This is a genomic window from Aestuariibacter sp. A3R04 (assembly GCF_018860805.1).
GTDB lineage: Bacteria > Pseudomonadota > Gammaproteobacteria > Enterobacterales > Alteromonadaceae > Alteromonas.
In genome coordinates this window covers 37,979-63,919 of record NZ_JAHKQR010000009.1, presented here as the reverse complement: position 1 = coordinate 63,919, position 25,941 = coordinate 37,979, and the positions used below count along the sequence as shown (strand labels likewise).

Genomic DNA, 25,941 nt, shown 5'->3' with positions numbered 1-25,941 from the left:
TCTCTAAAGTTTTTAAAAAAGTGAAATTTATGTCTAAAACGACAAAAATTGAGAAGAAAAACCCGGCGACAACCGTGCCGGGTTTTCATATATAGAGAAAGAAGCAGGATTTAGAAGTGAATTTCAATACCCGCAAAAGGGCCATCGAAAGTCATGTCTGCGTAAATATCGTCGAGATCTTCAATATCGATGTCTACACTGCGATAACCAGCCTGAATAGTCATATCTATCGCCAAACTTTCAATAAATGAGTAAGTCAGTGCGATTTGATAGTCACTAAATTTGTGATCGTCGAAGGACAAATAACTTCCTTCGGCATAGGCACCTAAACCGGTAAACGGCAAACCTACCTGCACGCGGGAATACGCCATGGGTACAACACCAGAGAAAGCCTGGCTGCCCTCGGTATTACTGCTTGTGTCAATGGCGTATACAGTGCCATCAACATACCTGCCATTAATACCTACATCGAAACTAACCAGATCATTGTCAAACAGCTCGTAGTAAAGGATAAAGTCTGTTGTGGTTAACTCTGTTTCAGTGTAAAGATTAGTACCTGCGGTATACAACTCGCCATCAAAAGTAAATGTGCTTTGCAGTGTGGTGTTTCCGTCGCTGTCGAGGGTGGTGTAATTCACCTTCACATTTGGAAGAAAAGGAACAGGGTGTTCAATGGCGGCATAAAACGCATTGTTCACCTGACTATCGAAATTGAAATCAGCCATCGTGCTGCCATCCAAGAACGTACTGTTGTCAGCAAAGCCCCCGGAGGTACTGGTTCTCCAACCCTGTGCGCCGACGTAAAGTCCGGCAAGGGTGTCTGCCATAGCCGGTGATGCAGATAAAGCGGCCGTGGTCACTACCGCCAAAATGCATTTTTTCATGAATTATCCTTGATTTAGAAGTTCGGTCAGTTCGATTAGTGCTGCATTAGCACGAGAGATATAATTAGCCATAACCAGTGAGTGGTTAGCCATCATGCCGAAGCCATCACCGTTCAGTATCATAGGGCTCCACACAGTTTGTTGTGTAGCTTCCAGTTCACGGATGATTTGTCGAAGACTAACAAGGGCGTTCTTGTCTTCCAGAACATCGGCAAACTCAATTTCAACAGCTTTCAGGAAATGCAGCAAGGCCCATGTAGCGCCCCTAGCTTCATAAAAATTGTCATCGAGCTTCCACCAACTTGTTTTTAATACCCGTTCAGACACAACAGGGGTGGATTGCTTAGCATTTCGCTGACCGGCCAGGTCAGTATTAACCTTTGCGGAGCCAACACTGGCACTTAAACGCTGAGAGTAACTCCCCAGCCTTTTTTCCACCTGTTTTAACCAATCGCGCAGGTTGTCAGAACGCGTGTAGAACTGACTTTCTCCTAACGTTGGATCCACCAGTTCATTGCGATACTGAAGCAAATTCTTAATCCCCTTGCGGTAAGAAGATTCCGCAGATGGCAGCGCCCAGTTTCTGTTATTTACATTGAATTCTGGTTGGGCCTTCATCAGGTTGGGATTTTCAATAGACTGAGACTGAGAGCGGCTAAAGTCCTTGCGCATAGCCAAAGACAAATCGCGAACCATTTCCAAAGCGCCGTATTCCCAGGCCGGCATATTGTCCAGAAAAACGCCTGGTGGCGTTACATCGTTAGACAGATAACCACCGGTCTTATCAAGTAACGTTTCTGACACCAGAATAAGTGTCGACGTTACAGTGTATCCGGGAATGTCAACGTGGGTTTGGTTTGCCGCTGTGGCTGCCACCCGCTGCTTTACGTCAAACGTGTCCGGTTCTACACTCCAGAACACACCGATAAGCCAGAAAATAAATACGAGTAACAAGATGATACCCGAGATAGACTTGGTGTTTATATTCGCTTTTATGCTCAACGTCAGTTTCCTTCTCTATAAACAAATGAGCGTATAAACGCTCATTTATAACGATCTTGCCTGCATGTTAGCACCCTATTTGCGTTTTTTCTCGTTAAATAGCCCTTAAGACGACATTTGCGAGTGCTGACCTTTGCGGTAGATCCAAAAGCCTGCGCAAACCAGGGCGACGGGCCAAATGGCACTAATACCAGCAAACACCAATGCTGCAATACAGGCGAATATGGCAAGGGCTATCGTGCCGAACACGCTCAATGCCACAATAAGGCCCACCATCACAAACACAACACCTACGATGGAAAAGGCAAACAGGTTTTCCAGCGGCGAAAGCATATTATCACCCATCATCAGGTGGATCCCCCACCATTCGGAAAACAGATTACCAAACGCGTATGCCAACAATACGCCAATGAATATCGCTACCAGTGCATTTTTCATTACACCCACCTCGGCAGTAAAAACGTGGCGGCTACATAGGCAATTAGTGCAGGAACGCTCACCATCACCAGTGCCGCAACTGCTGCGACACGCACCCACATCACATCAACAGACAGGTATTTGGCTAGTCCTGCACAAACCCCACTGATCATGCCATTCGTTGGATCGCGGTAAATTCTTTTGTCAGTTTCGGGAAATTTCATGTCAATACTCCTGTCTGTATTTATTGGTCACATGAGGCTGCGCTGTTAACAACACAGCATTCAATTTAGGCAGCGCGCTTTTTTTTCAGCGCCGCGAGTTCCTGTTCTATCCCGTCGTTGTCTTCCAGGGCTTTGAACTGTGCCTCTAGTGAAGTCCCGTCGGACTGAGTACCAACGACATCGTAAGCATCGACCTGAGCTTCCAAATGCTCAATGCGTTGCTCGTAACTGTCGAAGCGATTCATCGCGTTTTCAACGTGCGAGCTGTGAGTGACAGCGCGCACTTTCAGGCGTACGCTGGCGTTGTGTTTTCTCGATGCCAGGGACTTTTGCTTACTGCGTGCTTCAGACAGTTTTTCCTGAAGACGGCCGGTGTCTTCCTGTACTTTGCTCAACATTTCGCTGATTTGCGCTTTCTGCTCATCAATGCCGATCAACTTATCTGCAACACTCTTCTTTTGCACCAACGCGGCTCTGGCGAGACTTTCTTTTTCTTTATCCATAGCCAGTTCTGCTTTAGCGTGCCAGCCATCCATTTCGTTTTGCAGGACGCTCGCTTGACGGTTGAGGTGCTTTTCTTCGGCAAGGTACTTTGCTGCTACCGAACGCATTTCAACCATAGTCTCTTCCATTTCCTGGATAATAAGACGAATAACTTTTTCAGGGTCTTCGGCTTTATCCAACATGGCATTGATGTTTGACTGTACGATATCCGACATACGTGAAAACATACCCATTCTCTCTCTCCTTCACTTTACTTAATCTGTTTTTTTCAATTACACCATTACTTAATCAATCAACGTGCCAAAAATATAACAAATTGATTTTAAAACTTTTTTTGCATTTAAGTTTGAAGTAAGAACCAAGTGAGATATACAAGAAACAACTATGTGGTTAAATGCGCCACAAGAAGTGGTTGTTTTGACCAATGGGAATTATATGTTTATTACTCGCTTTTTCCCCAATGAGGTGGCTCAGAGAAAAGGTGATAATTAAATAAACCAGAAGAATGCTGCAAACAACAACAGAGATAGTTATAAGTGAAAAGAATATATCCGTTTAGCTGAAAAAAGCGCGTTATTTATTGCGAGACGGAGAGCTGAGCGTTAGATAGGCTGAAATTACCAGCTTTACACAAATAGGATAAAAAAACAGGCAATCAGCTTTGCGATTGCCTGTAACTTCGAAAATAAATTTTAAGCGGGTGACATCCACTAGTGTGGAATGTATGCCACATATTACTCATCTTCTGAAAGTTGAGAAGACGGTTGTGCCTCTTTGCCGCTATCAGCGATATCTGTAACGCTTACTGAGCCGCGCTGCTGGTCGCTATCCAGTGAAAAATGGTAAGTCGCATTCACAACAGACTGGCGAACTCCTGACTCAATTTCATTTCCAGCCACTGTCACTGCCCGCTCAACCATATGACTCAGAAAAGATTCCAGCGGACTTTCGTTGGCCATCGCCGACGATGCAATAAAAGTTGAAGACAATACCAAACTTGCAGCTAACATTTTAAATTTCATCATTTTTTCCTCTGTAAAGTGTCGTATTAACAAAGCATAAGTGCATTTGATACAGGTATTGCGAAACCTGTGCCAACCAGAGAAATTTTATTAACGCATTGAAATAATTATAATTTTATAACATGCGGCAAAAATAATGAAAAAGCACAAAAAACAAACAGGCCAAGTAATGGTTAAATTAACCAACCCGTGTGTGATTTTAGCCAAACTTCGTATTGGCAAATTTTTCCGCATTTGCCTGTGCCTGCTCAACTTGCTCGAGAGCATTACGCAATAGATGTGGATCGGGAGACTTGCCTGTGCCATTTTGACTTAAATAGCGTCGCCAGATACGCCCGCCAGCCTGGCCCTGATAAAGTCCCAACATGTGCCTGGCCACATGCCATGGTTTAAACCATTCATCAGTTTGTCTTTCAATGTAAGCCTGCATAGTATTTACCAGCTCAGCTCTACTGGGGAGGGGCAATGGGGAACCAAACAATGTTTGACTCACAGAGGCGAGCAGATAAGGGTTGGTATAAGCTTCTCTTCCTACCATCACACCATCTACGTGCTGTAAATGCTGCTGCATCTGTTGAATAGTTGTAATGCCCCCGTTAATGCTGATAGACAACTCGGGATGCGTCGCTTTGAGCTGATAAACCCGCGGGTAATTAAGTGGTGGTATTTCCCTGTTTTCTTTCGGGCTCAACCCCTGTAGCCATGCTTTCCTCGCGTGTACGATAAAGGTGTCACAGCCAGCGTTGGCAACGATATCTATAAAACGAGCGAAATCGTCGTATTCATCCATGTCGTCAATGCCAATGCGACACTTAACCGTCACTGGTATATCCACCAGCTTTTGCATTTCTCTTACGCATTCAGCCACAACCTCTGGTTGTGCCATTAAACATGCGCCAAAAGCGCCATTTTTTACCCGATCTGACGGACAACCAACATTAATATTAACTTCGTCATACCCGCGCTGTTGCGCCAATTCAGCACATCTGGCCATATCTGAGGCATTACTGCCGCCAAGCTGCAATGCCACCGGGTGCTCTTCGTCATTAAATACCAGGTAATCACCTTTTCCGAAAATGAGCGCGCCTGTGGTAACCATTTCGGTGTAAAGCAGCGCCTCTTTCGACAATTGACGCAAGAAATATCGGCAGTGTCTGTCAGTCCAATCCAGCATTGGGGCGACTGAGAATTTACGATTTAATGAGATGTCAGACATAGATATTAAAACCTTGATTAATATTTAAAAAAGTAAATCTCATCGCATTTTTACCGATTTCAAAATTAGTGACATTTCCGTGGTGTTTTACTCAATCAACTAGCGGCTTCGCGGAGAACGAACCGCACATTCTACTTCCGTTGAGCGAAAAAACAAAGGTAAGATAGTTTTCTCGAAGTCTGAATCAAACTGATATGGCTTCCTTCACGACATTCGGCTTATAAACGCCGCTTCACCGCTGGCTATATGAGAAGAGGACTCGTGGACGATTATATTGTCAGGTAACAGGGTGTATTGCCCCGTTACCACTAATTTTAGAGCGCGTTATTTTTGGCCGGCACGCAATTGGAAAAAAAGATGTGGCTAGAACTAAAAACGGAGAGATACCTATGGGCATCTTTCACATCACTTTGCGGGCCGATATGACTGAATTGGAAGATGCCCTTCAGCGGAAAACCGCCAGACAATATTGGCTTGCGGGTGTATTGGCCGCGAGCACAGTAACCCTACTCGCGGTTTTTAGCTATACCTGGCTTAATTTTGACAGCTTGTACGACCCGTATCTCAGTGCTTACCCTCGAGTCAGCACTGTGTTTTCCCCCATAAACATGACCGTGATTGGCATAGTAAGCCTGGCCAATGGCATTGCATTTCTGTGTTTAAAGCGTGCTCAAGAACGCTTGGCACTGGTTGCTTTCATGCTGATCAGTCACAGTGATTCCTCGCTTCTGAAAAGCGCCTACCCCCCTTTGCTTCCAAGCTTCCTGAGCGCTGCTGGTTTACCTGAAGCATATTCCCTGTCTTCATTGAAAAAAATGAACATGCGTCACTTCTTGGTGACATCTGCGCCGATCAACCGCACTATTGCGCGCAACAAAAATGAATGGATCGCACTCAGCAAGGCGATGGTCTCCCGTTCCTAACCCCACTGAACAATTGTGACTTTTGTTGGCTTATTCACTGGATTACTCCAGAATTTAGGGTTACATTTAAATTACTTAACCTATTGCCTGTTTTATCGTGTCAGGATAGTGTTTATTTGCCACCAGGAGAGAACAATGGCAAAAGAAAATAAAAAGGCTGAGCAGCCCGAAATAGCCGACGAAAACTCTGAAATCGGACAACTCAGAGAAATACTATTCGGCCAAACTAACCGCGAATTCCAACAACAGCTGAGCCGGTTAGAAAATAAATTTGATGAACAATTCAAAGCGCTATCTCATCAGCTAGAAGATAACGTGAACCAGTTAACAGCTTCCCTTGATCAGCACGTTAAGACACTTTCAGCACAACTTTCTGACGACAGCCATCAGCACCAACGCGCCGAAGAAGAATTGAAAGGACTCCACGATACCCTCAGATCGGAATTGGAAGTTGCCGAAGCCGCCGCCCAGGATGATACAAGCAAATTGGCGTCTAAACTCTCCAAAGAGCTGGATGAAATGGAAACGCTGTTTAATCAACGTCATGAGGCATTGTTGGCGCGCTTACAACAAGTTACCGACGAGTTATCCACCAGCAAAACCGATCGTAAAACGCTGGCGAGCTTACTTTCTACCATGGCTACCAACCTCGCCACTGATCAGTCGTAACAGTCATGGAGACGTCTGCGTACCAAAAGGATTCTGACGCTCGGGCTATGGATGCAGTGCGTACGCTTATTATTGGCGGCGATGAAAAACAGATAGAAAATGTTGTTCGCCGCAACGCCAAAGGGCTGGTTTCCGAGGTGGTATCTGAAGCACTGAACGACCGGGAAACCCGAGACGGTTCGGTTAATCGGGTGTTGGTCCCCTTGGTTGAAAAATCATTGCATCGTTCAGTTGAAGCGAATAGTGACAAGATCGTCGGCGTACTTTATCCGTTAGTAGGTTCTTTAATTCGAAAAGCCGTTGCCGCGTTTTTGGTTGAATTTGTTGAACGCACCAATGCACTGATTGAAAACAGTTTTTCTTTTAGAAGCATCAAGTGGCGCTTTGAAGCCTGGCGGGCTGGCATTAGTTATGCCGATTATGTGGCCACCAAAATTTATCAGTATCAAATACACCAGGTTTTCATTATTCACCGAGAAACCGGTACCTTGTTAAATAGTGCCGCTTCCGACCCCTCTCGCAGTAAAGATGGCGATCTGATTTCCTCTATGCTGGTTGCCATGAATGATTTTGTCGCTGATGCCTTTGGTTCAGCAAACCCAGAGGCCGACACCGATCTCGATGAAATTCGTACGGACGATTTCACCCTGATTATAAAAGTGGGTCCCCAGGCCATACTAGTTGCTGCTGTAACGGGTTCAATTCCACCCGATGTGCGCGGTAAATTACAAGTGGTTTTAGAAGACTTTCATCGCTACTACCAAACGCCGTTACTAGAGTACGATGGCAATACTGAACCGTTTCTCGCCTCAGACTCCCTTTTGCACGACTGTCTGGTAAGTGCCCGCCGAGAGCCGGAACAGAAAAAGAAAAGATTTGGCGTTGGAGCCATTCTGTTAATTTGTGCTATTGGTTTTCTCGGATATTTGAGTTTCTTCCGTTTGCAGCTTTCACTGTTGATGTCAGAAATTCAGCAAGCTTCAGCACCCGCGGGAATCGCAGTACTTGACACCAGAATAGACAAAGGGAAAATCGTCTTGTCGCTGCTTAAAGACGAAGCTTCAGTAAGCGCTTCTGATTGGCTGACGGATCTGGGGATAGATGTGGATAAGGTGCAAATTAATTCACAACCGTACCTGTCGTTAGACAAATCCCTTATAGCTGCAAGGGTCAGCAAACTGGTAAGCAACTACGCCAGTTTAAACCTGCAACAAACTCCCGAACCTGTGTTGTCCGGCTCCATCACAACACAGGATTGGAACAGGTTTCGGCGGGAATTGCGGGTAGTGCCCGGTATCGGTAACTACCCCCTTGATACAACAAATGTATCCGTAATCACCGATCAGGCCATTGACCAAGAGAAAGCATTAACCTACTCAGCCAATACCCTCATGGCAGAAATAGCAGCATTGTCTGTACACTTTAAAACTAATGAAGCCTCATTGTCTTCAGCCGCACTTTCAACTATTGAACATATTGCCGAACGCTATGTAACACTGCAAAATATAAGCGACAAACTCAGTGCGGGTTTAGACTTGTTTATTATCGGTGTTAGTGACAACAGCGGCTCCGCAGTGAAAAATGCGCAATTGAGTCAGGCGAGAGCCCAGGCAGTGAAGCGCGCGCTTATTGAGGCAGGCGTAGAAGAAAAAGGCCTTCACACGAGAGGGATTGGCCAAATGCAATTATCACAGGAAGACGCCAGTCGAATGGTTTTTCTGCATGTCCTGTTAACACAGAGCGACGAAAGTAAAGGAATAGCGCGGTGATACAGAAAAAAGTATGCCTGCTTGGTCCCACTGGAGTAGGGAAAACAAGTCTTGTAAGGCAGTTTGTTGACGGGATATTTTCAGATAAGTATCTCACTACCATCGGTGTCAAAATTGATAAGAAACAGGTACTGGTGGAAGACAAAACTGTACAACTTCTCATTTGGGATATCGAAGGCGTCGACCGCTACTGCGGTTTTAATCCCCGTTATTTACGTGGGGCGTCTGCATTCATTATTGTCGTTGACCATACCCGTTCCCAATCATTGCTGGAGGGCATAGATATTCTGCAATCCGCGCGTCAGGAATTTCCCGATACACCAGCGTTTTTTGTTATCAACAAAACTGACTTGAATTGCGAGTGGTATTGGAGTGAAGACGAGGTCAGCGAATATGAAAATGCCTTTACCGAAACCATTCGCACCAGCGCAAAAACGGGGGACAATGTTGAATTCCTCTTTCAAGCCATTGCCAAAGTGACGCTCTGATCATGGATATTTTTCAGCTTAACGCGCTAGGCATCACCGACTGTGCATTGTTTGAATTCACCAGTGGCAATGAGTTGCGCTGTTTAACTCCCACCGTTCACTGGCTTGCTGACATCATAAAAATTAAAGAAAACTCGCTATTTGTCGATACCGTCGAAAGCTTGTTTTTAGACGACTTTATGATTGATGCGCAAACCTGCTGGGAAAGCGCTGAAAAGCGTCAGGTATCATCGGGTTTTTGGACAGAAACCACCAGCTCCACACAACTGCGCTTAGAAGCAATAGCAATTCAAAAAGGTCCCCACGATCGCTATCTCGCGATCAAAAATGTCAGTAAGGAATTCGAGTACCGACAGCAATCATTGCAAACCGCCCGAGAATTGCTTCTCACCCACCATGCAGTGATTAGTCAGCAGGACTATCTGAACGACAAACTGCGCACTGTACTGAGCGAAGCGGAAGATTGTCAGTTACAGCAAAATGCCATTAAACAAACTATACAGCATTTGCATACCGGCGTACTTATTACCGATGCGTCGAAAAAACTGTTTCTGGACAATAGCGTGGCCAGACAGATGTTGCGTGCAGACGACACCAACAGCACGCGACAACTGTTTCAGCTATTGCAGGATGTACACATTAGCGCTTCCTTTTTAAGTACCCTTGAAGCCAGAAAGGACTCCTGGCGAGGCGAGGTATATTGGCATAACGCCCCTGGGGGAGGTCGCTGGCTACAGTTGACGATAGCCTCTGTGTTTGCCGACGATACACTGACTCACTGGGTATTTTTGATTTCTGATATCAGTAAACTTCAACAATCCAGCGAACAAGCCGAACCGACCTTTGGGCGCGACTCTTTAACCCAAATAGCTTCGCGACAAGCCTTTAAAAACGAAATAACGCGGTGGATCACCGAAAAGCGCTGCTTTGGATTGTTTATCATTGATGTATGCGAGTTTAGACGCATAAATGAAAATCTTGGCTATCGCATCGGCGATGACATTCTCAAAAATGTTGCCAAAAGGCTGAGTAAACACACGTCAAAAGGCAGTTTCCTGGCCCGTATTTCCGGTAATGAGTTCGCGTTGTTAATGCCTCTAGCCGAAGAAAACGAATCTGCATTGCTAGAAGCTGCGCGTCTATTAAAGGGCGATTTCGACCATGCCTTTGTCAGTCTGGGAAATACCAAAACCATTCTCGCCGTGAACATGGGTGTCGCTCAGTATCCAAAACACGGCGATAGCGCCGATACCATGTTCCACAATGCGGGGCTTGCCCTGCAATTTGCCAAGTCCAACGGCCGCAATCAGGTGGTTATTTATCGGGATCAATTAAAGCAGAAACAACAGGAAGTGGCAGAACTGGAATCCGCTTTGACTATTGCCATTGCGGACGGTCAACTTAGCCTGCATCTTCAGCCTATTGTTGAACTGGAAACAGGTAACCTTGTCAAATGCGAAGCTTTGACCCGATGGCAAACGAAAGACGGGCAAATGATACCGCCGGACACCTTCATCCCTGTTGCTGAAAACAGCGATCTTATCTTCTCGTTTGGTGATTGGCTCCTGGAAGAAGTATGTACTATCGCGAAACAGTTTCAAGAAGACTTCCCAACGCTGCGCATCGCCATCAATATTTCAGGGAGACAAATCGCCGACCCAGACTTCCTGAAAATAGTGTCTGCTGCGGTAAAAAAACACGGCATTTCACCTTCTCAGTTGTCTATTGAGATCACAGAGACCATATTCATTCAGGACAACAATACCGTAGCCGTTACCCTGACAGAATTGCGCGCTATGGGGGTTACTATATCCATCGACGACTTTGGTACCGGTTTTAGCTCGCTGGAATACCTCAAACGGCTGCCCATAGACGAACTAAAGATTGACCGGGCATTTGTGCGAGATCTTACCGTCAATGCTGACGATAAAGCGATCATACAGGCCATTTTGGCGCTAGCCGCAAACCTCGATCTAGCTGTAGTAGCCGAAGGGGTGGAAAGTGACGAGCAACAACACTTTTTGCGCAGGGAAAATTGTATCTTAGGGCAAGGTTATCTTTTCGACAAACCCATGCCCGTAGACGCGTTTATCACCCGGTTCAAATAGAAGTTCTGCGCAATACTGTTTGACTACAACGCGTTGCCAATCCCTAAGTGACTGGCGTGAAATGCGAGGTGTTCGTCAATAAACGTCGCGATAAAGAAATAGCTGTGATCGTATCCCTCATGCATGTTTAGCGTAAGTGACGTATCGCTTTTTTGTGCGGCATTGAGCAATGCCTGAGGTTTTAACTGCTCTTCGAGAAATTGGTCTGCCTTCCCCTGTTCCACGAGGAGTGGCACATAATGTTGCTTTTGAGAAAGTAGTACAGATGCATCGTATTGTTCCCAAGCTGCACGATCTTCTCCCAAGTACTGCCCCAGCGCTTTTTCGCCCCAAGGACAATCAGATGGATTCGCAATAGGACTAAATGCCGACACAGATACGTATTGTTCAGGGTTTCTCAGGCCTATAACCAAGGCTCCATGCCCCCCCATGGAATGCCCGCTAATGGCTTTTTCTCTGGTCACAGGAAGGTTTGCTTCCACCACTGCGGGTAATTCTGTTACGACGTAATCATACATTTGATAATGGGTTTTCCAGGGATCCTGGGTTGCATTAACATAAAAACCGGCCCCTTTGCCAAAATCGTAGGCTTGTTGCTCGTCGTCGGGCACGTCATCGCCGCGGGGGCTGGTATCCGGGGCAACAATGGCCATACCCAACTCAGCGGCACGCTTCATCGCCCCAGCTTTTTGCATAAAGTTTTCGTCTGTGCAGGTTAAGCCAGATAACCAGTAAAGCACAGGCACCGGGTTCTCGTCTGACGCGAATGGCGGCAAAAACACGGCAAATGTCATCTCGCAACTGGTGGTTTCAGACTGGTGTTTAAAGCGACAATGGCGACCGCCAAAAACTTTGTTTTCGCTAATTAAGTCCATCTTTCCTATGACTCCTAGAAATGGATGACGCTTTGAATGCTCCTGTCTTCATGCATCACAGTGTGAAAGCGTCGTTAATATCTGCCAACGGCATGATATGGGTACTAAATTTGTTTCAGGTTATGTCGCCGTTGAGGAACTGCCCAACAATTTCTGGCAATTCAGAGCGCATAACATCTACCTTACCTTTGCGTTCAAAGGAGAAATCCACGCCACCGTGGCCCTACATAAAATGCCCTGCCCTTACACGAGTGTCTCCTGCGATTTTTTAGTCATTTCGACACTGTCTCAGTAAAGGGCGTATCGGCTTTTAGATCAACATCGTTTACACTAATGCACAAATTTAAGAGGTAAATAACGATGTTCAAAACAATTGGCTATCACTTGCGTGGCACTCTGTCAGTGACGGGCTATTTTATCAACACCGTATTTTGGTTTTTTCCCATTTTTGTACTCTCTCTTTTAAAGTTGCTCCCCATTTCGTGGTGGCGTCGGATTGTGTCTTACCCCCTCGATGCCTGCGCAACCATGTGGATAAGCATCAACCGTATTAATCAGGACATCTTCAGTCGTACAAAAATGTACGTCGATGGCCTCGCATCCCTCGAACCAAGCGATTGGTATCTGGTCATTGCCAATCACCAGTCCTGGGTAGATATTTTGGTACTCCAACGCATTTTCAACCGGCGCATCCCCTTTCTTAAATTTTTTCTCAAACAAGAACTCATATGGGTACCTTTTTTGGGGCTGGCCTGGTGGGCTTTGGATTTCCCTTTTATGCGTAGGTACAGCAAGTCATTTCTCGCCAAAAATCCTCACTTAAAGGGCAAGGATATGGAGACCACCCGCAAAGCCTGCGAGAAATTTAAATCCAAGCCTGTCAGTATCATGAACTTTGTCGAGGGCACCCGCTTCACACCGGATAAACACGCTCGTCAGGCGTCGCCTTTTACCCACCTCCTAAAACCTAAAGCCGGTGGTATGGCATTTGTGCTAAGTGCCATGGGTGATCAACTGCACAAGCTTATCGACGTGACAATCGACTATCCGAATGGCGTACCGAGCTTTTGGGATTTTACCTGCGGAAAAGTCAAAGAAGTGCGGGTTCAAGTGTCGGTCGCGCCTATCAAAGACATCATTGAGGAGGGAGTATTTAATGATACCTATTTCTCAGACCCAATGCAGAAAGCCCGGTTTCAACAATGGTTAAACGCGCGTTGGAAAGTCAAGGATGCGCAACTCAATGCCATGAATTCATCGCAGGCACCGTTATGAGAACATACCTCGCTCCCCTCATATTTGTTGTGCATACCTCACTACAGATTGCTAATCTGGCATTATGGGCCACGCTGGTAGTGAGTGTCGGGCTGGTTAAGTTTCTACTTCCCGCTCCAAGGTTACAGAGGCAGTTGTTAAACATTATGCATGTCTTTATGCATTGTTTTGGCCGTATCAGTGTGATGATGATAAAAGGGTTTAACAAGGTTAACATCGACTACAATACCGAGGGTACACTCTCGAAAGAAAGTTGGTACTTACTTATTGCAAATCATTTAAGCTACCTGGATATTGTATTACTCATTGACTTTACCCGCGGGCGTATTCCGCCTCCTAAGTTTTTCTTAAAGCAAGAGCTTATTTGGCTGCCCTTCGTCGGGCTGGGCGCGTGGGCTCTGGATATGCCGTTTATGAAGCGCTATTCCCGAGCTTACATTGCCAAACATCCAGAGAAAAAAGGTCAGGACATCGAAACAACCAAACGGTTCTGTCAGAAGTTTAAAACCCAACCTACCACGGTGATTAATTTTGTAGAAGGCACGCGATTTACGCCCGCTAAACATCAGGCCAAAGGCAGTCAGTTTACCCATTTACTGCCCCCGAAAGCCGGTGGCATTGCCTTCACCCTGGCAACCATGGGTGAGCTGTTTACCAATATACTCGACGTATCTTTACTTTACCCAAACAACCCCAGGTACCCCATGATAGCCATGCTCAGTGGCCAGATGACCCATATTGTAGTTGATGTAAATGTTCTGAATGTTACTAGTGATGTGCAGGGAGACTATTTCGAAGATAATGCGTTTCGCACTCGTTTCCAACAGTGGCTGAACGATTTATGGTTAACCAAAGACAGCCGCATTAGTCAGCTTTTAGGGCGTTAAATTATGCAAATAGCTTCTTCAATCAGAGACACTTTTATTCATCTCATTAATGATGTGTTCCCCAATGTCACCACGGATATGTTGCTATACAATACACTCGCGGTTAGCGCTATCCTCACCGTTGCGCTAATTGCCTATTTTATCAGTAGAGTGGTGCTAAAAATCCAGATAGCTCATCTAGTAAAGCGAAGCAAGAACGACTGGGATGATGCTTTGCTCAATCACGGTTTCTTTCGACGTCTGACTCATCTCGTTCCCGCCGTCGTAATATTCCTGATGACCCCGGTACTGATAAGCGATGACAACGTCATCCTGGGCTTCCTGCTAAAATCTTCTCAGCTCTACATGATGGTAGCCGCTCTACTGGCCATTTATGCACTGCTGAACACAGTTCAGGATGTGTACAACGATTCATATCTTGCGAAACGCGCGTCAATTACCGGTTTTATTCAGGTAGCCAAACTGGTTTTTGCGGTTATTGTACTGTTGTTGTCCATTTCCCTCATCGTCAACAAAAGTCCAATTATCATAATGTCCGGACTAACTGCACTGGCTGCCGTATTGCTGCTCATTTTTCGGGATACCATTCTCGGTTTTGTAGCCGGTATTCAAATTGCCGCCAATCGCATGTTCAACACCGGTGACTGGATCCAAATTACCAAGTTTGAAGTGGACGGCGAAATCCTTGAAATAGGCCTGACAAACGTTAAGGTACAGAATTGGGACAAAACTATTTCTACCCTGCCCAGCTACGCCCTTACCACAGAAGCGGTAAAGAACTGGCGGGGTATGCAGGAATCTGGTGGACGACGCATTAAACGGTCAGTGTACATAGATATTCACAGCATCCGGTTATGCGACAGCGACATGATGACACGTTTTAGCCGCATCCGTTACATATCAGAGTATATCGAAAGAAAAGTGAAGGAGTTACAGAGCTATCACAAAGATTACTCTATTGACGAGTCGGACCTGCTTAACAGTCGTCGCCTGACCAATATCGGCACCTTTCGGGCTTATCTGGAAGCATACCTGCAAAAACACCCGGACATCAATCAGTCCCTCACGTTAATGGTTAGACAACTGCCTCCTAACGAGCTGGGTTTACCGCTGGAAATATACTGCTTCAGTGCAAAGAAAGAGTGGGTGTTATACGAAAAAATCCAAGCCGACATTTTTGACCATATCATGGCCATGCTGCCCGTTTTCGACCTGCGAGCGTATCAAAGAGACGGTTATATTCCCGGTCTGGCTTCAGCCCTTTCATCTCATGGGAACAAAGCTACTGTGGACGACGTTAGTAAAGACTGAAGTAAAAAAGGCGCTTATGCGCCTTTTTTACTGAAATCTGCCCGGTTAAGACAGCGCATATGCCATGAGAACACAAACAACCAAACCAGACACGCCGAAAAAGCCGTACTCGATTTTTTCCTGCATACCTTCAGCACCTGATTTCGCCGTCATAAAACCCATAATGATACTGGTTAAACCCAGAACAAACGCCACAAGGCCTGCTCCAAAACCAATAGCACTGATCCACTCATTCATACATTCAACCCTTCGCACTGTCTCAGTGGCCGCACACTTTGCAGCCATCATAAAATCATTCTGTCACTGTGTTTGCCCGGATATCTTCGCACTGACGCATCAAACCACAGTAAGTGAAGTGTAGTATGCAACAAAATTGAGCTTTTGCGTACGAAAAATCCCCGTAGGCTGCATTTTTTTTGATCTTAGTCAAAACCGCTAAATAGTTAACAAAACCACTAATTGTTATTCCTACGCTTGTCTTAGCAACCCCAATAATTAACACAACATATTGAAATTAAATGATTTAAATTAATGGCCCATCGATTGCTTAGACTTCTAGCGTAACTTATGTCAAATACCCAAAAAAAGGAACTCTTCATGAAAATGTCAGCTTTGTCAACGGCTCTAGCCGCAACCGTTTTAGCCTCATCTGCCACGGCCATTGAGATTGATAACGAAAGTTGTGATATCACCGTGAAAGGCGACATGTCATGGAACGCAGGCGTACTTGCCGTGCACATTCAGGACGACAAAAAAATGGTTATTACGCCCGCGCACACACTCACCATCAATGGTCATTCCGTTGCACTCAATGACGAGGAAAAGGAATGGGTCGCAATGTATTACAACAACATTAATACCGCTATTCCCATGACACTGGATATTACCTATGATGCACTGGAACTGGCGGGATCAGCATTAAACGAAGCGTTTGGCGAATTAATCGGTACAGACAATGGATTGGTAGATGATGTCGATGCTTTATTTGCGGATCTGCGTCGGGATATGGATGCCCACTTCTACGATGACAATGGCCAAATCAGAGTGAACTCAGCGGACTTCCAGGACGATGGCTGGTTCGCACAAAGCTGGGAAAATCGTTTGGAATCCCAGGTAGAAGATATCATTGAACAATCCGCCGGCCGGTTGCTCATTGCCCTTGGTACACAGATGCTCTCCAGTGATGGTGATATGGACGACTTTGCCGATCGAATGGAAAATTGGGAAGACGATTTCGAACAACGAATAGAACAGAGAGCCACGGCAATTGAGGAACGCGCCGACGCATTGTGTGAGGTTCTGCAAAAGGCAGACTACGTAGAATCCAAAATGCAAAAACACATTGCGGGTTTGGAAAACCTGGATATGTTCACCATCGATGGTAAAAGCATGATGAAAATGTAATCCGCCGTTTACCTGACGTTTTTTTGCTATACTGCCGGAAACATCTTTCCGGCTTTATTTTATGTCATTGTCTACATTCACCACCACCGGGAAATCGGTCACCTTTTGCGGATGCGGTTGGTTAGGTCAACATTTCGCGAGACAATCTACAGACTGGACAATTGCCGGCACCACGCGTAGTAAAGACAAAGCTCGTCTGTTAAAAACACTTGGCGTTACTCCCCTTATTTATGCGTTAGGCGATGATCCCCATCGTTTAACCTCGTCTCTTGCGCACAACAACCTGGTGCTCAACATTCCCCCGGGAAGAAAAGGCTCCATTGATAGCGACTTTGTCAACCACGTGACAAAGCTGGTTGATACTCTGCTTTTATCCTCAACCCAGCGTTTAATTTTTATCAGCACCACATCGGTATTCGGCAAACGCGAAGGACTCGTTTCAGAAAACAGCGAACGGGCACCCGATACAGCTTCGGGCAAAGCGCATTGTGAAATAGAAGACCACTTGCTGGCAAAACAAGATGCCCGCATATCGGTGTTACGACTATCTGGCCTGATTGGTCAAGACCGTCACCCGATCAAGTTTCTCGCTGGAAAGGAACTTGTCAATGGCGGCCAACCCGTCAATTTAGTCCATGTAGATGACGTGATCACGGCGTTAAAAAACGTGTTAACTCAAAAACTAGAGACGAGACAACCAAATGTATTTCATTTGTGTAGCACTGTTCATCCGACCCGCAAGGCATATTACACCGAAGCTGCCAGACAATTCTCCTTGCCGTCTCCGATCTTCAATGATGAAGCCGGTGTAAACAGCAAAGTCATCGACTGTCATTCGAGCTTAAAAAAGCTGGGGCTATCGCTAAAATACGCCAGCCCCTATGGCATGTTGCCAGACTGCTTATCCGAATAAACTGGTACCAAAGTATTTCACGGCTACCGTATTTATGAACACCACCAGCAAAATTACCGGAATAAAGGTGCCCACAGAAATATCCACGTATTTCTCGAAGAAGCTGCCTTTGTAACTTTCGGCCCCCTGGTCTAACGCCTTGTTAAAATTTACCTTTTTCCAGCGATAAATCACAAAGATACAAATCAGGAAACCGTTTAACGGTAAAATTGTGTCGTAAAACACATCGTAAATCACGTCGAAGAATGACTTACTGGCTCCGGCATAACTGACAAAACCAGTAAAAAATTGATTGTAGCCAAAAGACAGGGCGCACAACACCGCAAGAATAACCATGAGGGAGCCTAGAATAAACAGTGCAGGCTTTCTCTCCATATCTTTCTCATCCATCAACGCCGCTACCGGAACTTCGAAAATCGACACCAATGACGTGATGGCAGCAAAAAAGACCTGCAGGAAGAAAATGGCAGCCACAATACTCGCACCTATGTACCCGATCGAGTCTTGCAAGGCGAGGAAAATTTTCGGTAAAAAGGTGAAAATCATACCAATGGAAGACTCGCTGAGTTCGTCGGGATTCGTGTTGGGATCAAAAGAAAAGATGGCAGGCAAAATCATCAGGCCAGCCGTGAAAGCCACGGCTGTGTCGGTGAGGGCCACTAATTTCGCAGAGCCTGGAACATCGGCGCGTTTGTCAATATAACTGCCATAGGTAATCATGATCCCCATGCCCAACGACAAAGAAAAGAATGCCTGCGACAGTGCACCATTAATAACGGAAGCGTTGATCTTGCTGAAATCCGGAACCAAATAAAACTCTACGCCCTTCATGGCGTTGTCCTGCATGAGCACAAAACCAACCAATAACAACAACATGATAAACAAGGTAGGCATCAGCAGTTTAGCAGCCTTTTCTATCCCTTCCTTTACGCCCCCTTGCAAGATGAGGTACACCACAACGAGTACCGCAGCCATATAGATAAAGATTTTTTCACTATTTATAAAGGCGTCAAAGGTTTCCGGATTCGCCAAAACATCCAGGCCACCGGTTAACACTTCATACAGATAACCGAATATCCAAACCGTAATCACCAAATAAAATACGGCAATCATAAAGGGGGTAATAATAGACAGCCATCCGGCCACCTTCCAGGCACCGTTGTTATTGCTAATCTCGCGATAGGCGCCGAGGGGATCTTTTCTCGCATGGCGCCCCACTGACATTTCCGCGAGCATCACGGGTAAACATATCGCAACAACAAAAATGGCATACATCAGCAGGAATGCGCCGCCGCCGTTTTTCGCTGCACCCACCGGGAACCCTACGAGATTGCCGATCCCCACCGCTGAACCAGCGGCAGCCAAAATAAAACCTATGCGCGATCCGAACTGTTCTCTGGTCCCGCTCATATCATCTTCCTCTTCACTTATTGTTATAATTGGGTGGCGATGACGGTTGTGACAATCACAATGTAATTAATTGCTATGCGCCGGTTTTATATGTCGTTATTCCGGCTTTACACCTTCCCCAAACACCCTGTCAGACTAACGCATCGCGCAGCTTCCACCACGGGTAATGGCAAATATTATCAGCGTCAGCACGGAATGTCTCGAACTTGAACGCGTGAAACGCGAAGTTTGACCACTGCAAATTTTACAGGCTTCTACCAAGGAATAGTATTATGGGCCCAATCAACGAAATGGATGTTGCCCTCTGAGCGGTGAACGTTATTGATGAATGCCAACAACTGTGACGCCGTATAGACCGGACTGAACAATTTCCCCTCAGGAACATTCTTTTGGAAAGGGGCTGAGAGGTTACTCTCAACCGTACCTGGGTGGTAGCTCACCAGGACGGTGTTTTTACTTCTGCGGGCGTACTCCACAGCCGCCGTTTTCAGCAGCATATTCAATGCCGCCTTCGATGCGCGATAGCCATACCAACCGCCCAGCTGATTGTCGCTAATACTGCCTACACGGGCACTGAGACAACAAATCACTCCGCGCGACGGTGCCATGGCGGTTATTAAGGCTTTTAACCACAAAGCCGGAAGAACGGCATTTACAGCAAAATAATTGAGTAAACCCTGACCGGTAATATCCTCAACTTTCTTCTCTGGAAACAGAGAATGACAGGCACCGTCTCCGTGCAACATACCGATAGTGCAAATGACTTTGTGAAACAGTACTCCCTGTTTTTTCCGCTCACCGACCCAGTCGGTTACGGCCTGCTCGTCCGTCGTATCAAGTTCCACATATACGACGCCAGTTTCTCTCTGGCTGTCTATGTGCTTTCTGGACACCGCATAAATAACGGTCTCCGGCGTATCTTCCAACAGTTTTTCAACTACGGCCTTGCCAATGGCACCGCCGGCCCCGATAACCAAATGTGCGGCCTTAACTTCGCTCATCAGTGCGCTTCCCACCACTTTTCATTGTTGTGACGCACTGGCCGCTACTACAGTCTCTGCGTTTGCCCGTAAGTAAAAACGAAATGGTATAGCGGTGTTTGGCGAAAAGCTCATAAGCACGGTCGGCTAGAATGCGAATTAACGGCCAGCGCAAAGGGGCATAGAACCACCCCCTGCCCACCGTTTTCCAAGCTGCGTGAGTAGCATCGAGCCCAGACACCAGACGCCCGTTTTCCAGCATCACGTGAATACGGGCATTCAGTGCATGCCAATCCAATTGCGGATATTGTCGCGGGAAATCAGCCCCGTTTATATCCACCAGTTGTATCACATTGTCGCCGTCCCGATTCTTTAAATGCCGCATTTCGGCGCAGCACAACGGGCATGTACTGTCGTAAAAGATTTTCATATCATCGCCTCGGCGCTTGTTGATGGTTGCGTTGTCGCTTACTACTTACAGTTTACGATTTCTGTGCCATTGTATAATTAAAAATGTGTAAGCTTCCCTTGAAGAACACGGTCTGTATGACCACATTATAGTCATCAGAATATTGTAAGGATAAACCATGTCAACAACACAAACTGCCACCCTTGCCGGTGGTTGCTTCTGGTGTATAGAGTCGGCGTTTAACAGTGTCGATGGAGTGGAAAGTGCTATATCCGGTTACGCTGGGGGCCATGTCGACAACCCCAGTTACGAAGCGGTTTGCAAAGGTGATACCGGGCACGCAGAGGTTGTCAGGATCGATTTTGATAGCAGCAAAATTAGCTACCGGGAAATTTTGGAGATTTTTTTTGCGCTACACAATCCCACTCAGATTAACAGACAGGGCAACGATGTAGGCCCTCAGTATAGAAGCGCGGTGTTTTATCACAACGATGATCAAAAGCGGGAAGCACAGAACATCATTCAGGAAATGACGAATGATGAAGTCTGGCCAGACCCCATCGTTACCGAAGTCACCGAAATAAATAACTACTTCCCGGCGGAAGACTACCATCAAAGTTATTTCAAAAATAATCCTGAAAATCAATACTGCGCGATGGTAGTGGCCCCTAAACTGGCTAAATTTAAAAAGACCTTTGCAGAACGCCTGAGATAGTGCTTTCTCCTGCCCGCCGGTGTGCACAGAGCACACCGGTAAGTACGATTAATCGTTAAACCAAGCCGATTGCAGGGGAGTGGAAAACAACAACGGCGCCATGGCTTCATAATGTCCTTTGTTCGCTTCACAACGAATATTCTTTAAATAATTTTCTTTCCAGGGGTCATTCAGCATCCACAGCGTATTATCCACAACGACAAGCCCTTCGATAGAGGCATTGTCCATGATTTCAGGCGACTGACAGGCTGAACTTTTGCTGTCCACCGGTGCCGTAAAGTGCATCAGAATGCGTCTGAAGGGCGAGCCGTCCTCAGGAATGATCCACAATTCGTTATCGTTGCGCGCCGCTGCCAACAAATACCCTTTTTCATCGTCATGTTTGTAGTAAGCCAAACCATTTATGGGATGATTACCACTGCTAAAAGCTGGTAAAGCTAAGGCAGGTTCGCTCACGGCCACAAAATCTGTGCTGTCCCAAAACCCGTCATCCAATTGCACAGAAAAAATACGCGGTTGCCCGTTGGCATCTTTTTCAAGGCCCAGGTACAAGGTTCTTTCCTCGTTCATCGCCATACCTTCAATGCCGTCGTTAGGAAAATCACCTACTTGCATAGCCATATCAAACTGAATGGGCCTGACGCCTGTCATAGTGGTGCCAAATTCAGTTTTCTCCAGTCGAACCAACAACGTGGGATAATCGGTAGATCCTGTCTCCTGGTACTTCTGCTGACAGCGCACAGACAGTGCTCCGGTTCGGGTAGCGTCTTCTGTCACCGTGTAAAACACGCCAGGCTGATTCGGATCCGCTACCAGCGCTTCCAAATCAGGTTTATCCGCCAAATAAGCACTAAAACAACTGCGACGAACAATATTGGCCATGCGCATTTTTTCACTGTCGCTGGAGAATACCGCTTGCTCTGCATCAATATAGTGGAGTTTGCGCTGCATATCTTCTGTGGCACTGGCATCGGAAAGCGTCACCAACTGACCGTTCCACAGGGTCAGACCAGAGGTCTGTGGATCGGCCATAATCTCACCCTGATTATTTTTAATCCATTTTCCCTCGACAGCTAAAGACGATTGGATAGACTGAACATCAATGTGTTCTGGCGCTTCACTGCAAGCGATCAATGCGCACAAAGCAAAGATGGCTAAAACAATATTTTGTTTCATTGTTTTCCTTTAACTGATTGAGGAATTCAGAAATAATTCCCATCATCGCGTATTGCAAGTGGCCAGGCAAGGGGCCAATGTGCAAAACGTTTCACGTTTATCGCAAAGGAGCGTTACAAACAGATGTCATTGCTTCCCCTGATCATAGCCGGGCCGCTGCTGCGACATACCGACAACAACGGTTTCACCGTATGGTGCGTGAGCACGGAAGCATGTACCCCGTCACTTACCCTAAACGGCGAGCGCATCACAACATCTGTACACACAGTTTGTATTGGAAAAAAGGCCTTTGTCTATTTGCTTACAGCGACACCAGAAAGCGGGCTCTCAGCCGGTGAGCGATACAGTTATGACCTCACCTTTTCCGCCACCGATCAACAAAGCCGTTGGGACCGTGAAAAAGCAGAATTTTGCTATCCCGATGAAAACGCCTTTTCGTTTTACTGGCAACCCACACTCAACAACGTACTCCACGGCTCGTGTCGCAAACCCCATCACCCTGAAACCGATGCGCTCACCAGAGTAGACAAACTGATAGCTGAAGAGCTAAACGGCGGCCTGACACGGCCAGATATATTACTGCTCACCGGAGACCAGGTTTATAGCGACGACGTGGCAGGCCCTACTCTTCAAGCCATTCAAAAAGTCATAAGTCTCCTTGAACTTCATCCTGAACCCTTGGAAGGGGCAATTATCGATCACAGCAGTGCCTTAGCGGATCACCCGTTAAACTACTACCAGCGCGACCGCATCCTTCCCAGTATTGCCACTAATACTGCATTGTCAAAGCTGTTTTTCGGCGCCAAGCAAAAACCCGTTTTCACATCGGTGAATGCCAAAAATCACCTGATCAGTCTGGCGGAAATACTCGCCATGTATTTATTGGTATGGTCGCCGTCATTGTGGCGCTGTATCCGGTTGTCTGTCGACGAAGTACCTGATGAGTACAAACAGCAGTTCGAGCGGGAACAAACGGTCATTCAAAAGTTTGTCGAAACCCTGCCCAGGATTCGACGGGCATTAGCCCACATCCCTGTTTACATGATTTTCGACGATCACGATGTTACCGACGATTGGAATCTGACCCGGGGATGGGAGCAGGAAGTATACGGTCATCCGCTCTCCCGACGAATGGTAGGCAACGCACTGGTTGGCTATTGGCTTTGCCAGGGCTGGGGAAATCAACCCGACAAATTCATTCATATTGAAGAGCAGGCACGCACGGTATTCACCTCAGAAGGTCTGGTTGAGCAAGACACTTTCATCAGCACGTTGTTTGATTTTGAAGAATGGCACTACAGCCTAAACACCTCCCCACCGGTTTATGTCATGGACACGCGAACCCGTCGTTGGCGTTCAGAATCGAGCTTAAACAAGCCGTCCGGGCTCATGGATTGGGAAGCCCTGTGTGAATTTCAACAGGCGTTGATTGGCCAGCATGCCGTTATTGTTGTGTCTGCGGCGCCAATTTACGGGGTAAAAATGATAGAAGCCATTCAAAAAGTATTTACCTTCTTTGGGAAGGCACTGACAGTTGATGCCGAAAACTGGATGGCACACAAAGGCACTGCCAACGTCATTCTGAATATTTTCAGACACTACAAAACGCCGCCTGAATTCATTATATTGTCAGGTGATGTGCACTACTCATTCGTTTACGATGTGCGGTTGCGGTTTAGGCGAAATAGCCCGCACATCACACAATTTACCTGTAGCGGTATTAAAAACACATTTCCCCCGGGCTTACTGAAATGGCTGGAACGCCTCAATCGCTGGTTCTATGGTCATAAGTCGCCGCTAAACGTCTTTACCAGACGACGAAATATGGCGGTGCGTTCACGCCCGCCCAATGGCAGGGGCAGAAAGGCGCTGCTCAACTGTTCTGCCATTGGACAACTTGTTTTAAGGGAAAATGACACCACTGTTACGTGCAGAGCATTGTGCGGGAATGGAGATACGGTAGAATTCCCTCCCCGCGAGGAAGATAAGAAAGGTGATGAATGAGTGACGCAGGTCTGTCTATCGGGTTGTTTTATGGGTCTACAACCTGCTACACCGAAATGGCGGCAGAAAAAATTCAGGCTCAGCTAGATGCGCTCTTTGAAGCGCCTGTTGTCAGTGTGTTCAACATCAAAGAGACTGCGCTGAAGCAGTGCGAAGCGTTCGACATTATCGTCTTTGGTATTTCCACATGGGATTTTGGCGAGCTTCAGGAAGATTGGGAATCAAGCTGGGAAGACGTTTACCAACTCAACCTGAAAGATAAAACCGTCGCTCTTTTTGGACTGGGTGATCAGCTAGGTTATGCAGACTGGTTTCAGGATGCGCTGGGTATGTTGCACGACGCACTATCGGAGTCCGGCTGCGAGTTTATCGGGCTGTGGCCTAATCAGGGCTACGATTTTGCCGCATCCAAAGGGCTTACGGAAGATAAACGTCATTTTGTTGGGCTTAGCCTGGATGACGAAAATCAGTACGATCTTACCGATGATCGCATTCAAACCTGGTGTCACCAACTCTTAGATGAACTCGGATAACAACAAACCTGGCAGGCTTCATCGGGAGTATTTTCGCAATGGCCCATCGCACCGCGACGGAGCCGACGTGAGCTTTCAGGATATTCGCAAGCTCTTTAACTTCGCGAGTATTACCGTAGGAAAATGGGTTACTCCACAAGAGCAACAATTAGCGGCAAATCTATTTTTCGATGCATTGTACGATCTGGCAGAGATCTTACATGTTAGCGAACAGGTTGTTTCGCTAAACGGTAGCCTTTCACTGGCATTTGGCAGTGGCGGTCAGAAACACGCCAGTGCCCATTACAACAGTGCGAAGCGCCAACTCGCCTTGGCTAAAAACGCAGGCGGCGGCGCATTAGCCCACGAGTGGTTTCACGCTTTCGATCATTACATTGCATCTTACGTTTTCGATGATCTACCGACGGGATCCTTTGCTTCAAAAGCGTGGTTAGACAATGCCCCCATTCGCTCTCACCCCTTGAATGACGTGCTATGCGATTGTTTTAAACTGATGTTTTTGAACGATCAAAATAACCCCAGCACGTACCTTTTGCGATCAATTGAAGCTGATCGCGCGTTAAAAATGTATTATTATGCTACGCCTCAGGAAATGGCTGCCCGGGCTTTTGAAGCATGCATTCAGGACAACCCATTGAAGAACGCCTTTCTTGTTCAGGGAACAAAAAAGTCTGCAGAGGCTAGACTTGGTATTTATCCTCATGGTAATTTGCGTATACAGCTTAATGATTCGTTAATGTTGTATTTTTACCAACTCGGGGTTGCCCTGACGAAAAAATCACCGCAATAACGATACTCTCCGGTGATAGTGGCCAAAAAGCCA

At 46.5% G+C, this 25,941-nt stretch carries 27 protein-coding genes; 14 read left to right on the top strand and 13 right to left on the bottom strand.

Annotated elements, in window-relative coordinates:
- Positions 1-110: 110 nt before the first annotated feature.
- The 7 genes from KO518_RS09260 to dusA all read right to left on the bottom strand — a co-directional run bounded on the left by KO518_RS09260 (position 111) and on the right by dusA (position 5,269).
- Positions 111-884 carry a TIGR04219 family outer membrane beta-barrel protein gene (locus tag KO518_RS09260; RefSeq protein WP_216025573.1) on the bottom strand — a complete coding sequence of 258 codons (774 nt, stop codon included), beginning with the start codon at positions 882-884 and terminating at the stop codon, positions 111-113.
- A 3-nt stretch (positions 885-887) separates the two neighbouring features.
- Positions 888-1,880 carry a DUF2333 family protein gene (locus KO518_RS09255; protein ID WP_216025590.1) on the bottom strand — a complete coding sequence of 331 codons (993 nt, stop codon included), beginning with the start codon at positions 1,878-1,880 and terminating at the stop codon, positions 888-890.
- 111 nt (positions 1,881-1,991) lie between these two features.
- Positions 1,992-2,324 (bottom strand): hypothetical protein, encoded by a 333-nt coding sequence (locus KO518_RS09250; RefSeq protein WP_216025572.1) that lies wholly within the window; start codon positions 2,322-2,324, stop codon positions 1,992-1,994.
- Positions 2,324-2,527: a PspC domain-containing protein gene (locus KO518_RS09245; protein ID WP_216025571.1), complete on the bottom strand. Its 204-nt coding sequence runs from the start codon at positions 2,525-2,527 to the stop codon at positions 2,324-2,326. The genes KO518_RS09250 and KO518_RS09245 overlap by 1 nt, the downstream gene beginning before the upstream one ends.
- A 65-nt stretch (positions 2,528-2,592) precedes the next feature.
- On the bottom strand, positions 2,593-3,264 hold the full coding sequence (gene pspA / locus KO518_RS09240; RefSeq protein WP_216025570.1) for a phage shock protein PspA: 672 nt from the start codon (positions 3,262-3,264) through the stop codon (positions 2,593-2,595).
- A 501-nt stretch (positions 3,265-3,765) separates the two neighbouring features.
- Positions 3,766-4,056, bottom strand: coding sequence for a hypothetical protein (locus tag KO518_RS09235; RefSeq protein WP_216025569.1), 291 nt, complete (start codon positions 4,054-4,056; stop codon positions 3,766-3,768).
- 196 nt (positions 4,057-4,252) lie between these two features.
- Positions 4,253-5,269 carry a tRNA dihydrouridine(20/20a) synthase DusA gene (gene dusA, locus KO518_RS09230; protein ID WP_216025568.1) on the bottom strand — a complete coding sequence of 339 codons (1,017 nt, stop codon included), beginning with the start codon at positions 5,267-5,269 and terminating at the stop codon, positions 4,253-4,255.
- A 359-nt stretch (positions 5,270-5,628) separates the two neighbouring features.
- Between dusA and KO518_RS09225 the strand changes: the two genes are divergently transcribed.
- The 5 genes from KO518_RS09225 (at position 5,629) to KO518_RS09205 (ending at position 11,226) form a co-directional block, all read left to right on the top strand.
- On the top strand, positions 5,629-6,192 hold the full coding sequence (locus KO518_RS09225; RefSeq protein WP_216025567.1) for a hypothetical protein: 564 nt from the start codon (positions 5,629-5,631) through the stop codon (positions 6,190-6,192).
- 135 nt (positions 6,193-6,327) lie between these two features.
- A complete protein-coding gene (locus KO518_RS09220; protein ID WP_216025566.1) occupies positions 6,328-6,861 on the top strand; it encodes a hypothetical protein in 534 nt (177 codons plus the stop codon).
- 5 nt (positions 6,862-6,866) lie between these two features.
- Positions 6,867-8,630, top strand: a complete 1,764-nt coding sequence (locus tag KO518_RS09215) for an OmpA family protein (protein WP_216025565.1) — start codon at positions 6,867-6,869, stop codon at positions 8,628-8,630.
- Entirely contained in the window at positions 8,627-9,118 is a 492-nt protein-coding gene (locus KO518_RS09210; RefSeq protein ID WP_216025564.1) for a Rab family GTPase, read from the top strand. The genes KO518_RS09215 and KO518_RS09210 overlap by 4 nt, the downstream gene beginning before the upstream one ends.
- Before the next feature lie 2 nt (positions 9,119-9,120).
- Complete coding sequence (locus KO518_RS09205) at positions 9,121-11,226, top strand: bifunctional diguanylate cyclase/phosphodiesterase (protein ID WP_216025563.1); 2,106 nt, start codon at positions 9,121-9,123, stop codon at positions 11,224-11,226.
- 23 nt (positions 11,227-11,249) lie between these two features.
- Here KO518_RS09205 and fghA read toward each other — a convergent pair whose 3' ends face one another.
- Complete coding sequence (gene fghA / locus KO518_RS09200; RefSeq protein WP_216025562.1) at positions 11,250-12,101, bottom strand: S-formylglutathione hydrolase; 852 nt, start codon at positions 12,099-12,101, stop codon at positions 11,250-11,252.
- A gap of 360 nt (positions 12,102-12,461) precedes the next feature.
- On the opposite strand from fghA, the gene KO518_RS09195 reads away from it, so the two are divergent.
- The 3 genes from KO518_RS09195 to KO518_RS09185 are packed head-to-tail and all read left to right on the top strand — an operon-like array spanning position 12,462 to position 15,574.
- Positions 12,462-13,376 carry an acyltransferase gene (locus KO518_RS09195; protein WP_216025561.1) on the top strand — a complete coding sequence of 305 codons (915 nt, stop codon included), beginning with the start codon at positions 12,462-12,464 and terminating at the stop codon, positions 13,374-13,376.
- Positions 13,373-14,263 carry an acyltransferase gene (locus KO518_RS09190; protein WP_216025560.1) on the top strand — a complete coding sequence of 297 codons (891 nt, stop codon included), beginning with the start codon at positions 13,373-13,375 and terminating at the stop codon, positions 14,261-14,263. The genes KO518_RS09195 and KO518_RS09190 overlap by 4 nt, the downstream gene beginning before the upstream one ends.
- A gap of 3 nt (positions 14,264-14,266) precedes the next feature.
- Entirely contained in the window at positions 14,267-15,574 is a 1,308-nt protein-coding gene (locus KO518_RS09185; protein WP_216025559.1) for a mechanosensitive ion channel family protein, read from the top strand.
- A gap of 45 nt (positions 15,575-15,619) precedes the next feature.
- Here the strand turns inward: KO518_RS09185 and KO518_RS09180 are convergent, their stop codons facing one another.
- Positions 15,620-15,811 carry a hypothetical protein gene (locus KO518_RS09180; protein ID WP_216025558.1) on the bottom strand — a complete coding sequence of 64 codons (192 nt, stop codon included), beginning with the start codon at positions 15,809-15,811 and terminating at the stop codon, positions 15,620-15,622.
- 360 nt (positions 15,812-16,171) lie between these two features.
- Between KO518_RS09180 and KO518_RS09175 the strand changes: the two genes are divergently transcribed.
- Positions 16,172-16,978, top strand: a complete 807-nt coding sequence (locus KO518_RS09175) for a DUF2884 family protein (RefSeq protein ID WP_216025557.1) — start codon at positions 16,172-16,174, stop codon at positions 16,976-16,978.
- Positions 16,979-17,039: 61 nt separating this feature from the next.
- Positions 17,040-17,891 (top strand): sugar metabolism protein, encoded by an 852-nt coding sequence (locus KO518_RS09170; protein WP_216025556.1) that lies wholly within the window; start codon positions 17,040-17,042, stop codon positions 17,889-17,891.
- On the opposite strand, the gene KO518_RS09165 is transcribed toward KO518_RS09170, so the two are convergent.
- The 3 genes from KO518_RS09165 to KO518_RS09155 form a co-directional block, all read right to left on the bottom strand.
- Positions 17,880-19,301, bottom strand: coding sequence for a sodium-dependent transporter (locus KO518_RS09165; RefSeq protein WP_216025555.1), 1,422 nt, complete (start codon positions 19,299-19,301; stop codon positions 17,880-17,882). The two genes, KO518_RS09170 and KO518_RS09165, sit on opposite strands and share 12 nt — an antisense overlap.
- Before the next feature lie 254 nt (positions 19,302-19,555).
- Positions 19,556-20,302: an SDR family NAD(P)-dependent oxidoreductase gene (locus KO518_RS09160; protein ID WP_216025554.1), complete on the bottom strand. Its 747-nt coding sequence runs from the start codon at positions 20,300-20,302 to the stop codon at positions 19,556-19,558.
- On the bottom strand, positions 20,289-20,711 hold the full coding sequence (locus KO518_RS09155) for a thiol-disulfide oxidoreductase DCC family protein (RefSeq protein WP_216025553.1): 423 nt from the start codon (positions 20,709-20,711) through the stop codon (positions 20,289-20,291). Before KO518_RS09155 ends, KO518_RS09160 begins: the two co-directional genes overlap by 14 nt.
- 157 nt (positions 20,712-20,868) lie before the next feature.
- Here KO518_RS09155 and msrA point away from each other — a divergent pair, with 157 nt between their 5' ends.
- A complete protein-coding gene (msrA, locus tag KO518_RS09150; protein WP_216025552.1) occupies positions 20,869-21,405 on the top strand; it encodes a peptide-methionine (S)-S-oxide reductase MsrA in 537 nt (178 codons plus the stop codon).
- Between the two features lie 48 nt (positions 21,406-21,453).
- Here msrA and KO518_RS09145 read toward each other — a convergent pair whose 3' ends face one another.
- A complete protein-coding gene (locus KO518_RS09145) occupies positions 21,454-22,581 on the bottom strand; it encodes a hypothetical protein (RefSeq protein WP_216025551.1) in 1,128 nt (375 codons plus the stop codon).
- 123 nt (positions 22,582-22,704) lie between these two features.
- Between KO518_RS09145 and KO518_RS09140 the strand changes: the two genes are divergently transcribed.
- The 3 genes from KO518_RS09140 to KO518_RS09130 are packed head-to-tail and all read left to right on the top strand — an operon-like array spanning position 22,705 to position 25,908.
- On the top strand, positions 22,705-24,585 hold the full coding sequence (locus tag KO518_RS09140) for an alkaline phosphatase family protein (RefSeq protein WP_216025550.1): 1,881 nt from the start codon (positions 22,705-22,707) through the stop codon (positions 24,583-24,585).
- The gene (gene fldB, locus KO518_RS09135) at positions 24,582-25,118 is read left to right on the top strand and encodes a flavodoxin FldB (RefSeq protein WP_216025549.1); all 537 of its coding nucleotides are present in this window, start codon (positions 24,582-24,584) and stop codon (positions 25,116-25,118) included. The genes KO518_RS09140 and fldB overlap by 4 nt, the downstream gene beginning before the upstream one ends.
- Positions 25,105-25,908, top strand: a complete 804-nt coding sequence (locus tag KO518_RS09130; protein WP_216025548.1) for a CLCA_X family protein — start codon at positions 25,105-25,107, stop codon at positions 25,906-25,908. Before fldB ends, KO518_RS09130 begins: the two co-directional genes overlap by 14 nt.
- Positions 25,909-25,941: the final 33 nt, after the last annotated feature.